The organism is Pedobacter sp. PF22-3 (assembly GCF_026239555.1).
GTDB lineage: Bacteria > Bacteroidota > Bacteroidia > Sphingobacteriales > Sphingobacteriaceae > Pedobacter.
In genome coordinates, this window is the sequence record NZ_JAPIVP010000006.1 from 120521 (window position 1) to 132337 (window position 11817).

11 protein-coding genes are annotated in these 11817 nt (G+C 39.3%); all 11 read right to left on the reverse strand.

Annotated elements, in window-relative coordinates; genetic code table 11:
• Positions 1–37: 37 nt before the first annotated feature.
• Positions 38–1504: an ATP-binding cassette domain-containing protein gene (locus OQX63_RS10115; RefSeq protein ID WP_265850753.1), complete on the reverse strand. Its 1467-nt coding sequence runs from the start codon at positions 1502–1504 to the stop codon at positions 38–40.
• Positions 1504–2088, reverse strand: coding sequence for a 3-isopropylmalate dehydratase small subunit (leuD, locus tag OQX63_RS10120; protein WP_265850754.1), 585 nt, complete (start codon positions 2086–2088; stop codon positions 1504–1506). The genes OQX63_RS10115 and leuD overlap by 1 nt, the downstream gene beginning before the upstream one ends.
• 120 nt (positions 2089–2208) lie before the next feature.
• Entirely contained in the window at positions 2209–2529 is a 321-nt protein-coding gene (locus OQX63_RS10125) for an antibiotic biosynthesis monooxygenase family protein (RefSeq protein WP_265850755.1), read from the reverse strand.
• Positions 2530–2640: 111 nt separating this feature from the next.
• On the reverse strand, positions 2641–4053 hold the full coding sequence (gene leuC / locus OQX63_RS10130) for a 3-isopropylmalate dehydratase large subunit (RefSeq protein ID WP_265850756.1): 1413 nt from the start codon (positions 4051–4053) through the stop codon (positions 2641–2643).
• Between the two features lie 60 nt (positions 4054–4113).
• Positions 4114–5595 (reverse strand): ketol-acid reductoisomerase, encoded by a 1482-nt coding sequence (gene ilvC, locus OQX63_RS10135; RefSeq protein WP_265850757.1) that lies wholly within the window; start codon positions 5593–5595, stop codon positions 4114–4116.
• 358 nt (positions 5596–5953) lie between these two features.
• Positions 5954–6415, reverse strand: coding sequence for a DinB family protein (locus OQX63_RS10140; RefSeq protein ID WP_265850758.1), 462 nt, complete (start codon positions 6413–6415; stop codon positions 5954–5956).
• A gap of 10 nt (positions 6416–6425) precedes the next feature.
• The gene (locus OQX63_RS10145; protein ID WP_265850759.1) at positions 6426–6818 is read right to left on the reverse strand and encodes a glyoxalase superfamily protein; all 393 of its coding nucleotides are present in this window, start codon (positions 6816–6818) and stop codon (positions 6426–6428) included.
• Positions 6819–6916: 98 nt separating this feature from the next.
• Positions 6917–7555, reverse strand: coding sequence for an acetolactate synthase small subunit (gene ilvN, locus OQX63_RS10150; RefSeq protein WP_265850760.1), 639 nt, complete (start codon positions 7553–7555; stop codon positions 6917–6919).
• Positions 7556–7601: 46 nt separating this feature from the next.
• A complete protein-coding gene (gene ilvB / locus OQX63_RS10155) occupies positions 7602–9353 on the reverse strand; it encodes a biosynthetic-type acetolactate synthase large subunit (RefSeq protein WP_265850761.1) in 1752 nt (583 codons plus the stop codon).
• Positions 9354–9374: 21 nt separating this feature from the next.
• Positions 9375–9965, reverse strand: a complete 591-nt coding sequence (locus tag OQX63_RS10160) for an ORF6N domain-containing protein (RefSeq protein ID WP_265850762.1) — start codon at positions 9963–9965, stop codon at positions 9375–9377.
• A 46-nt stretch (positions 9966–10011) separates the two neighbouring features.
• Positions 10012–11694, reverse strand: coding sequence for a dihydroxy-acid dehydratase (ilvD, locus tag OQX63_RS10165; RefSeq protein WP_265850763.1), 1683 nt, complete (start codon positions 11692–11694; stop codon positions 10012–10014).
• Between the last annotated feature and the right edge of the window lie 123 nt (positions 11695–11817).

The window sequence follows — 11817 nt, forward strand, 5'->3', positions numbered from 1 at the left end:
ACGAACCATCAGATTTTTATCTGTGGTTAATTTTGCATCAGCTTAATATTTCTGTGTTTAAACTTTCGACGACTTTTACCTCGCCTTTTTCTAACAATATTCTTTTTTCTATGCAGGTTGGCAGCTGCGATTCAAAATGGCCAACATAAATTAAGGTCATCCCATTGCTGCACAGTTCATCAACCAATTGGTTAAAGTGTTTTGTCTGCTGTTGGTCTAAGCCCTGGCAAGGCTCATCCAGAATTAACAGTTCCGGGTTTTTTATAATCGTCCGCGCTAACAGTACCAGTCGTTGTTTGCCGAGCGGGAGCGCAGTTAATAACTCATTTTTACTTTCAGTGAGGCCAAAGTAGGCTACCAGTTCATCTACCTGGGTGCTTTTGGTGTATGGTAGCTGTTGAAATAAACCTACTGTATCGTAAAAACCAGACGCAATGCTTTGCCAAACTGTAGCCGTGGAATCGAAATACCAATGAAACTCAGGCGATATTAAACCAATATGTTGTTTAATGTCCCAAATGCTTTCGCCGCTTCCACGTCTGTTGCCGAATAAATAAAGTTCGTTGGCGTAAGATTGCGGGTGATCGCCGTTTATCAGACTCAATAAGGTAGACTTTCCTGAACCATTATGGCCCTGTAAAAGCCATTTTTCTCCAGCTTTAATTTCCCAATTGATGTTTTTTAATACCTGTTTCTCACCATAGCTAATGTTTACATTAACCATTTTTACAATATCTTCAGAACTGTAAATAGGCGATTCTTTTAAGAAATCCGGAATTTCTCTTAAATGGATTTCGGTACTAACAGTGGACTCTAAAGCATTCAATTTAACCAATTGTCCGTCTCTTATTTCAGCAAATGATGTTATACAGGTTGGTAATTCTGTGTCGTTGCAAATTAAGATCAATTGAACACCTTCTTCTGCAGCTTGATCCAGTAAAATATTAAGATTCTTACGAGAAGCTGCATCTAAACCTGTATAAGGTTGATCGATAATTAATAACTGAGGTTTTAACCAAAGTGCTTTTACCAATTGCAATTTTTTGTGTTCGCCACTGGATAATTCAATTAATTGTGAACTGGCAAATGTTGTAAAACCCAAAGCCTCTAAAATCGGTTCAACCTGATCGAAATGAAGGCCTTTTTCTTTACCATAATTCACCAATTCTGCGTGAACGGTTAAAGTATCATTAGCCTGTAAACTGGTGTACCGTTGTTGATAATAAAAATTGGCTACACCTTCTAAATTTTTGAACTGGTACCAGCTTTCAACGTAAAGTACCTCCTGAGGAAGTTTGCGCTGCTCGTCAAAATTAATTTCTATGCTTCCCTGGAAAGAGACGATGCCTGCAATGGCTTTGGCCAAAGATGTTTTTCCGGTTCCGCTTTTGCCTCCTATGGCATAGCTTTCACCAATATTCATTTCGCAATACAAATCCTTTAGCACCGCTTTGTTGCGGTAACTTAAATTTAAGTCCTGTATGTAAACGAATGGTTTAAACATTACTTTGCTTGTTCAAATTCTTCAATTAATTGTTTTTGGTTTAAGATGAAATCGATATCATCGTAGCCATTTATCAGACATGATTTTTTGTAAGGATTAATCTCGAAAGATTCTTGAGCACCAGTTTCTAAAATGGTAACGGTTTGATTTTCCAGATCAACTTCTAGGGCTGATTTTGGATTGCTGTCTACCGCTTTAAAAATTTGTGCCAAAAACACATCGCTTACCTGGATGGGTAACAAGCCGTTGTTCAGGGCATTACCTTTAAAAATATCAGCAAAAAAACTGCTGATTACGGCATCAAAGCCAGCATCCTGAATGGCCCATGCAGCATGCTCGCGACTACTGCCACAACCAAAGTTTTTTCCAGCAACTAAAACCTGACCGCTATAGGTAGGGTTGTTCAATACAAATTCTGGTTTTGGTGTATTATCTCCGTCGTAGCGCCAATCGCGGAATAGATTTTCACCGAAACCTTCGCGGGTAGTGGCTTTTAGAAACCTCGCAGGTATGATCTGATCGGTATCAATGTTTTCTATGTTTAAAGGCACTACTGCCGATGTTAATTTTGTGAATTTTTTCATGTCAATTAGTATCAAGTAAGGAGTATTAAGTATCAAGACTTATATTCCACTTTTTATCTTTTATCTTAGGCCTTTTGCTTAGTGGTGGTAATTTTATACTTCATGTTTTTACCCTCCAACTTAAGCCTTACTACCTTCTACCTTAGTAAAGTGTTCAACTGTTGGAAAAGGATCGTAAAAGTGATGTAGTAACTTTTTCCAATCCTGGTATGCTGCTGATCCCCTGAATCCTTCGGTATGTGCCTCCAGTGTTTTCCAGTTTACCAGCAGAATATATTTATTTTCTACCTCTACACATTTTTGAAGCTGATGCGAAATGTAACCTTCCCTATCAGAAATGATTTTTTGCGCTTCGCTGAAAGCCTTTTCAAAATCAGCCGATAATCCGGCTTTTACATTTAGTATAGCAACTTCTAAAATCATATATTTATTTTCTGTCATTGCTAGCTACTAAGCGATCTAATTTAGCCTTGCAATCGCATTAAGGTTGCTTCGTGCCTCGCAATGACGATTAATCTAGGCATTTTGCCGATACCTTCAACCTTGTGCCTTTTAACCTTCTACCTTTTCCAACATTTCCCTTACATCGGTAATTTTTCCGGTTACGGCTGCAGCTGCAGCTGTAAGTGGACTAGCCAATAAGGTACGTGCATTTTGTCCTTGTCTACCCTCAAAGTTTCTGTTTGACGTGGATACACAATATTTACCTGCCGGGATTTTATCTTCGTTCATTCCTAAACAGGCACTGCATCCCGGTTCGCGTAACTGGAAACCGGCGGCTTCGAAAATTTTATCCAAACCTTCGTTTTTAGCCTGCTGTTCTACCTGTTTTGAGCCTGGAACGATCCAAACCGTAACGTTGTCCGCTTTGCGTTTATCTTTAACAAAATTGGCAACTTCACGTAAATCTTCTATGCGTGAGTTGGTGCAGCTTCCGATGAAAACATAATCAACAGGTTTTCCGATCAATGATGAATCATCGTCGAAACCCATATAATCCAAAGCTTTTTTATAAGATACTTTTTCGGTTTCTGGTTGTCCTGTGGTTGCCGGAATATGTTCCTGGATACCCATTCCCATACCTGGGTTGGTACCATAAGTAATCATTGGGGCAATATCTGCAGCATTGAAAGTTAAAACGCTATCAAATTTTGCATCAGCATCGCTATATAATGTTTTCCAGTAAGCTAAAGCTTTATCCCACTCTTCGCCAGCCGGAGCAAATTCTCTTCCTTTAATGTAATCGAATGTAGTTTGGTCTGGTGCAATTAAGCCACCACGTGCACCCATTTCGATACTCATATTACAGATGGTCATGCGGGCTTCCATGCTTAACGATTCGATTGCCGAACCTGCATATTCGATGAAATAACCGGTACCACCAGCAGCCGAAATCTGTGCGATAATGTATAAGATAATGTCTTTTGCACCAACACCTTTTTCAAGCTCGCCGTTTACCTCAATTTTCATGGTTTTCGGTTTCGATTGCAATAAACATTGCGTAGCGAAAACCTGCTCTACCTGCGAAGTACCAATACCGAATGCAATGGCACCAAAAGCGCCATGGGTAGAAGTATGACTATCGCCGCATACCATTGTTTTACCGGGTAAAGTAATACCTAACTCTGGACCGATAACATGCACAATGCCCTGAAAAGGATGGCCTAATCCATACAATTCTATGCCGAATTCTGCACAGTTTTTAGTGAGCATATCTACCTGATAACGCGAAAGCTCTTCTTTAATCGGCAGCAACTGGTTTAAGGTTGGCACATTATGATCGGCAGTGGCCACCGTCTGTTTCGGACGAAAAACAGGCAATCCTCTTTTACGCAAGCCATCAAATGCCTGAGGAGAGGTAACCTCATGTATTAAGTGTGTATCAATGTATAAAATATCGGGAAATCCTTCTTCACTTTTTACAACGTGAGCATCCCAAATTTTTTCTACTAATGTTTTTGACATCTTTTTATATAATTATTTAAACCTCGCAGGTTTTTAAAACCTGCGAGGTTTGTAAGTTTACTATGCTGTTTTAATCGCCTTCATTGCAGTCATTGCTTTACGCAACGTTGCACCAATCTGTTCTACTTCGTGTGAACGGATAGCTTCGTTAACATCAATTAATTTTCTATTATCAACCGCTCCATCTTTGCCTTCGTTAAAGTTTTTACCAACTAAATCGGTATCTACTTTTTTCATGAAATCGCCTAAAAGTGGTTTGCAGGCTTGGTCAAATAAATAACAACCATATTCTGCAGTATCAGAAATTACGCGGTTCATTTCGAACAATTTTTTACGTGCAATGGTGTTGGCAATAAGTGGTGTTTCGTGTAACGATTCGTAATAAGCAGATTCTGGTTTGATACCAGCTTGTACCATGGTTTCGAAAGCCAATTCAACACCGGCACGAACAAAAGCAACCATTAAGGTATAGTTGTCAAAATATTCCTGCTCACCAATTTTAACATCACCAGCTGGTGTTTTTTCGAATGCAGTTTCACCAGTTTCAGCTCTCCATTTTAATAAGTTTTTATCCCCATTTGCCCAGTCTTCCATCATGGTACGGCTAAATTCGCCACTCATAATGTCGTCCTGATGTTTTTGGAACAATGGACGCATAATATCTTTCAATTCTTCCGAAATTTCGAAAGCTTTGATTTTAGCTACATTGCTTAATCTATCCATCATGGCCGTAATACCACCTTGTTTTAAGGCCTCGGTAATTACTTCAACCCCATATTGTACCAGTTTAGAAGCATAACCTGCATCGATTCCTTTTTCTACCATTTTATCGAATGATAGGATAGAACCTGTTTGCAATAAACCACAAAGAATGGTTTGCTCGCCCATTAAATCAGATTTTACTTCGGCTACGAAAGATGATTTTAATACACCTGCTCTATGACCACCAGTACCTACGCAATAAGCTTTTGCCTGTGCCAATCCTTTACCTTTCGGATCGTTTTCAGGGTGAACCGCAATTAAAGTAGGAACACCAAAACCACGAACATACTCTGCTCTAACCTCGCTACCAGGGCACTTAGGTGCAACCATAATCACCGTTAGATCTTTACGGATTTGCATGCCTTCTTCAACGATGTTAAAACCATGAGAATATAACAAAGTAGCACCCTCTTTCATTAATGGCATAATTGCATTTACAACTGCTGTATGTTGTTTATCTGGAGTAAGGTTGATTACAACATCTGCATTTGGGATGAGTTCTTCGTAAGTGCCAACGGTAAAATTATTTTCAGTTGCATTTTTCCACGAATCGCGTTTGCCTTCAATTGCTTCCTTACGTAAAGTGTAGCTTACATCTAAACCACTATCTCTTAAATTTAACCCTTGGTTTAAGCCTTGTGCGCCACAACCTACAATTACCAGTTTTTTACCTTTTAATGCGCTAACGCCATCTAAAAATTCAGAACTGTCCATGAAGTCGCAAACACCTAATTGGTTTAATTTTTCTCTAAGAGGTAATGTGTTAAAATAATTTGCCATTGTTTTTATTGGTTAATTTCTATTTAATTATCGTTTTATATATTTTTTTCCTCAGGGTTGATTACACAGATGGTTTGATTATACCTATTTTTTATCTGTTTTCTTCTTGCCATTGTTTGTGTCCTCAAGAAACATCTTTTATTTTTTGTAAAGCAATTTTCTGTGCTTTTCGGTTACTTTAGCCCCGCTTTTCGTTGCAATCTTTTTGCGATTGTCATCTGCTCCATTTCCGTCATTGCGAGGAGGAACGACGTGGCAATCTTTTTCGTAAAACCTTCAAAAAGTATTTCCACTTCAATCAGGTTTATTCTATTCAGGCTCGGCATTTCAAACCATCACCAGTCTTACATCTTCTATTTTATATTAATTTCTTAAGTGCCGATGCGTAACCGAAATGCACATTATCGTGGCCAATGGTTGTGATCAGAATTTCTTCAATGCTATTCATCTGTACGCCATAGGTAGCGGTTGTAAAAGGAGTGATGCTTGAAAATTTTCCGTTCGTATAATCTTCTTTTATTTTTTCAATGCTTTCTAACGCGATGGTTCTCAATTCAGCTACTTCTTCTTTTGTTACGGTGTAAGTTGGCTTCGTATCTTTTTTATAATACTCGTTAAATTTTACCGAGGTTGCATCTTGTAATACACCTGTACGAACATAACAAAGTGTTTGTGTACTCACTACAATATGACCAAAGTTCCAGATGATGTTATTGTTATAACCATCAGGAATTTTATTCAATTCTTCGATTGTTAAATCATCTATTAACTTAATAAACGCCTTGCGTGAGCTTATTATAAAATCAAATACTTCGTTCATTATTTTTTCTTTAGTCTTTAGTCTCTGTGCTTGCAGTCTCACCTCGCTCTTCGTTGAAAGTAATCTGGTTAAAGAACGGGTCGTTTACGGTTACTGCCCAGGTTCCATGAAAAGTTTCCTCTAAGCCTGGTCTATTATATTTGTAATTCTTTGCTGTTATTTCTGTATGGAATTCCTTTAAACCTACACAGTCAACATAAACGTGCGCACCAGGGGCGCTATCTCCATGGTGTTCGCTTAAATGAAGTTCAAGACCGTTCAATGAAACCTGGATATAAACCGGGGAATTCTTTTCCAAGGGGTATTCCCAGTCTATTTTAAATCCAAGCCAGTTTACATAAAACTCGATTGCTTTATCATAATCGAATATTCTTAAAATCGGTATGGTTTTATTGCATTTCATATTAAAGTTGTTTTAACTGCAAAGGGCACCAAGGTTTTCGCAGTGATCATTAAGCATGATGCTTTTTACCTTACACCTTTCTACCCTCTACCTTTATACTACATCGTAAAGATTTTCTCTCCTTTTTCTAAAAATTCATTTTCTACCAATTCTTCACCAGGTTCGAAAGCTTCAAATTCCTTTAGTTTTTCGTGGAAACCGGCACTATCTTTAATAATGGCTACTCTTGCAGATCTTACAAATTCAATTAGCTCGTAAGGTTCCAAAGCTTTTACCAAAGCGTCGGTTTCTTCACGGTGACCGGTTACGGCGAAAACAGTATAGTCTTTGCGGATTACTACTGCGCTGGCACCATATTGCCTTAACAGACGCTCTACGGTTACTTTTTCTGCGATTTCATCTGTAGAAACCTTGTAAAGTGCCAGTTCTTGCCAAATAATCTCATCGTTGGTGTTAAAGTAAACTTTTAATACTTCGATCTGCTTCTCAATCTGGCGGGCCAGTTTCCGTAATACTTCATAGCTTTCGTGAATTACGATGTTGAAACGGTGGATACCATCAATTTCAGAAGGGGAGGTGTTAAGGCTTTCGATATTGATTTTCCTCTTCGAGAAAATAATTGCAATCCTGTTTAATAAACCGATGCGGTTTTCAGCATAAACCGTAATGGTATATTCCTGCTTACCTTCCAAATCAGCTTTATCTATTTTATGTTCTAATGTGTTTTGAGTACTCATAATAATTTCTTTTTTACCTTAAACCTTCGGCCTTTAACCTTCTACCTTACTTTAGCCTGATCTCGCTTACGCTCATTCCTTGTGGCACCATCGGGAAAACATTATTTTCTCTGCCAACCATAACTTCAAGCAGGTAAGAACCTTCATGATTGATCATGGTTTCCAGTGCCTGTCTTAAGTTTGCACGTTCGTCAACTTTGGCTGCCTCGATGTAGTATGATTTTGCTAAAGCCACAAAATCAGGGCTGGTGATGTTAACAAATGAATAACGTTTATCATGAAATAATTGTTGCCACTGGCGAACCATACCTAAAAAACGGTTGTTCAGGATCAGGATTTTAACAGCTGCACCAAACTGCATAATGGTACCCAGTTCCTGAGGGGTCATCTGGAAACCACCATCACCAATAATGGCGATTACCGTTTTATCTGGTGCGCCGTATTTAGCGCCGATTGCGGCCGGTAAACCAAATCCCATGGTTCCTAAACCACCAGAAGTAATATTGCTGCGGGTATTGTTAAATTTAGCATAGCGACAGGCAACCATCTGGTGTTGGCCAACATCGGTAACAATTACTGCTTCACCGCCACAGATTTCATTAATATTACGCAATACCTCGCCCATGGTCATTTCATCACTGGTAGGGTAAAGTTCGGGTGTAATAACCTGGTCTATTTCTTCCTGGTTATATTGTCTGAATTTTGCTAACCATTCTTCGTGTTTGTTTTCGTTAACCAGATTGGTTAATAGCGGTAAAGTTTCTTTGCAATCACCCCAAACGCCTACTTCGGCTTTAACATTTTTATCAATCTCGGCAGGGTCAATGTCTAAATGAACGATTTTAGCCTGTTTGGCATATTTATCTAAACGTCCGGTTACGCGGTCATCGAAACGCATACCTATGGCAATAATTACATCAGCCTCATTTGTTAAAACGTTTGGACCATAATTGCCATGCATACCCAACATACCTACGTTTAGCGGGTGAGCTGTTGGGATGGCACCTTCGCCCATGATCGTCCAGGCAGCAGGGATACCTGCTTTTTCGATAAAGGCTTTAAATTCTTTTTCGGCCTTGCCTAAAATAACACCCTGACCAAACAATACAAATGGTTTTTTAGCGCCATTAATCAGTTCGGCAGCTTGCTCAATATATTCAACCCTAACTTTTGGTTTTGGGCGATAACTCCGGATGTGATTACATTTTACATACTCAGGGAATTCCTCAAGCTGTATTTGTGCATTTTTGGTGATGTCGATCAATACAGGACCTGGTCTGCCACTTTTAGCAATGTAAAAAGCTTTGGCCAATACTTCCTGGATCTCCTTGGCATCTGTAACCTGGTAGTTCCATTTGGTAACTGGAGTGGTAATATTAATAACATCAGTTTCCTGGAAGGCATCCGTTCCTAATAGGTGTGCAAATACCTGCCCGGTAATACAAACCAACGGTGTACTATCAATTTGTGCATCTGCTAAACCAGTAACCAGGTTGGTTGCGCCAGGTCCGCTGGTTGCGAAACAAACACCCACTTTGCCGCTTGCACGTGCAAAACCTTGAGCAGCATGGATACCACCTTGCTCATGGCGAACTAATATATGTTCTAATTTATCGGCATAATCATAAAGAGCATCATAAATTGGCATGATTGCTCCTCCCGGATAACCGAAAATGGTGGTAACACCTTCTTCAATTAGTCCATTCAACAACACTTGAGAGCCTGTACCTTTAAATAAGGTTTTTGAGGTTTCTGCTTTCGCCCCGGTTTGTTGTATTGTTTCTTGTGCAGTTTCCATAGTTATGTTTTTGCGGTTCTATTATTCTTTAATTTTAAACCCTATTCTTTCTCTGTCTTTCCACTTTATCTGAGCAATTTTCTCGTCAATTAGGTTTTCCATGGCATCATAAAGTTCGTTGAGCTGAACATCATGTTCACCAATCCGTTCTTTAATCTCGGTTAATTGTTCGTTAATGTTGCCTTGTTTCAGCAATATTTTGCGCACATCAACAAAAGCCCGCATAATGGCAATATTCATGTTAATGGCTTTATCGCTATTTACAACGCCGCTTAACATGGCTACACCCTGCTCGGTAAAAGCGTACGGCAGCTTTCTGGTGCCGCCCCAACTTGAAGTCACAAATTGTGACTTCAAGTTGGGGCGGTCCTTTATCACAATTTGTGAAGAAGCACCCTCATTAATCGCTTCTATTTGAAATTTTATACTTTCAAACTCTGCAGAAGTTAACTGAAACATAAAATCATCTGGAAAACGCTTAATATTGCGCTTTACCGCTTGATTTAATACTCTGGTTTCAACTTCATAAAGTAATGCCAGATCAAAATCCAGCATTACCCTTTCTCCCCGGATTTCATAAATCCTATTCTGAATACTTTTAATTATTTGCATAATCTGTTTTTTAGTAATCAATTAATCCAGGGATGATTTTTTGATTTTAATATTCGTCAGTTACGCAACCACTTGCTGCGTCTGAAACTGTTTTAGCGTATTTATATAAAACACCTTTTGTTACTTTTAATGCTGGTTGTACATATTTTTTCCTACGTTCAGCAATTACCTCATCACTAACTTGAAGGTTGATGATGTTATTTACAGCATCAATCAAAATCCGGTCTTCATCTTCAACCAGGCCGATTAAGCCACCTTTGTAAGATTCAGGTGTAATGTGACCAACAACGAAACCGTGTGTACCACCAGAAAAACGGCCATCGGTAATTAAAGCGACCGATTTACCTAAGCCAGCACCGATAATAGCTGAAGTTGGTTTCAACATTTCAGGCATACCAGGTGCACCAACCGGACCTGAGTTTTTAATTACGATAACGTCGCCAGGTTGAACGCGGCCACTCGAAATGCCGGCGATTAAATCGTGTTCACCATCAAATACACGTGCCGGACCTTCAAATTTTTCACCTTCTTTTCCACTGATTTTGGCTACAGAACCTTTTTCGGCAAGGTTTCCGTAAAGAATCTGTAAGTGACCAGTTGCTTTTATAGGTTCGCTTAATTTTTGAACAATTTTCTGATCGTAATCCATAATCGATTTCACATCAGCTAAATTCTCAGCCATAGTTTTTCCGGTTACGGTTAAGCAATCGCCATGCAACAAGCCTTCATTTAATAAATATTTTAGTACAGCAGGGATACCGCCATATTGGTGTAAATCCTGCATCAGGTATTTTCCGCTAGGTTTAAAATCGGCAAGTACTGGTGTTACATCGCTCATGCGTTGGAAATCATCCTGTGTAATTTCTACTCCTATAGCTTTACCCATTGCAATAAAGTGCAATACGGCATTTGTACTTCCACCTAATATAATGATTGAACGAATGGCATTTTCGAATGCTTTTCGCGTCATGATATCTGATGGCTTAATATCTTTTTCCAACAAGATTTTGATGTATTTACCTGCATCTAAACATTCCTGTTTTTTCTCCGGGCTTATGGCTGGATTTGAAGATGAATAAGGCAAGCTCATACCCAAAGCCTCAATGGCTGATGCCATGGTATTGGCGGTATACATCCCCCCACATGCACCTGCACCTGGGCAGGTATGTTTAATGATACCTTGGTAATCTTCATCGGAAAGATTACCACAGATTTTTTGCCCTAATGCCTCGAAAGCCGAAACAATATTCAATTCTTCTCCTTTGTAATGGCCTGGAGCAATTGTACCGCCATAAACCATAATGGAAGGACGGTCTAAACGTGCCATGGCCATAATTGCACCCGGCATATTTTTATCACAGCCAGGTATAGAAATGATGCCATCATAATATTGTCCGCCGCAAATGGTTTCAATACTATCTGCAATTACATCGCGGCTAACCAATGAGTAACGCATACCATCTGTACCGTTGCTCATCCCATCACTTACACCAATGGTGTTAAAAACCAAGCCCACTAAATCATTTTTCCAGACCCCTGCTTTGACGTCTTTCGCAAGGTCGTTTAAGTGCATGTTGCAGGTGTTACCATCGTAGCCCATACTGGCGATACCTACCTGTGCCTTAGCCATATCAGCATCGGTTAAACCGATTCCGTAAAGCATAGCCTGAGCAGCCGGTTGTGTTGGATCTTGTGTAAATGTTTTACTGTACTTGTTTAATTCGCTCATTGTTTAAAATGTATATTCTGGTTCTGTTAGTTATAATATATTGAGGCAAAAAAAAACCGCCTCTTTTAGGAGGCGGTTTCGATAAGAGTATATTTTATATTATACGCAACGATTTCCACCTCT

Coding starts and splice junctions, on each gene's coding strand:
- OQX63_RS10115 (WP_265850753.1), bottom strand. CDS start 1,504: ATGTTTAAACCATTCGTTTACATACAGGACTTAAATTTAAGTTACCGC.
- leuD (WP_265850754.1), bottom strand. CDS start 2,088: ATGAAAAAATTCACAAAATTAACATCGGCAGTAGTGCCTTTAAACATA.
- OQX63_RS10125 (WP_265850755.1), bottom strand. CDS start 2,529: ATGACAGAAAATAAATATATGATTTTAGAAGTTGCTATACTAAATGTA.
- leuC (WP_265850756.1), bottom strand. CDS start 4,053: ATGTCAAAAACATTAGTAGAAAAAATTTGGGATGCTCACGTTGTAAAA.
- ilvC (WP_265850757.1), bottom strand. CDS start 5,595: ATGGCAAATTATTTTAACACATTACCTCTTAGAGAAAAATTAAACCAA.
- OQX63_RS10140 (WP_265850758.1), bottom strand. CDS start 6,415: ATGAACGAAGTATTTGATTTTATAATAAGCTCACGCAAGGCGTTTATT.
- OQX63_RS10145 (WP_265850759.1), bottom strand. CDS start 6,818: ATGAAATGCAATAAAACCATACCGATTTTAAGAATATTCGATTATGAT.
- ilvN (WP_265850760.1), bottom strand. CDS start 7,555: ATGAGTACTCAAAACACATTAGAACATAAAATAGATAAAGCTGATTTG.
- ilvB (WP_265850761.1), bottom strand. CDS start 9,353: ATGGAAACTGCACAAGAAACAATACAACAAACCGGGGCGAAAGCAGAA.
- OQX63_RS10160 (WP_265850762.1), bottom strand. CDS start 9,965: ATGCAAATAATTAAAAGTATTCAGAATAGGATTTATGAAATCCGGGGA.
- ilvD (WP_265850763.1), bottom strand. CDS start 11,694: ATGAGCGAATTAAACAAGTACAGTAAAACATTTACACAAGATCCAACA.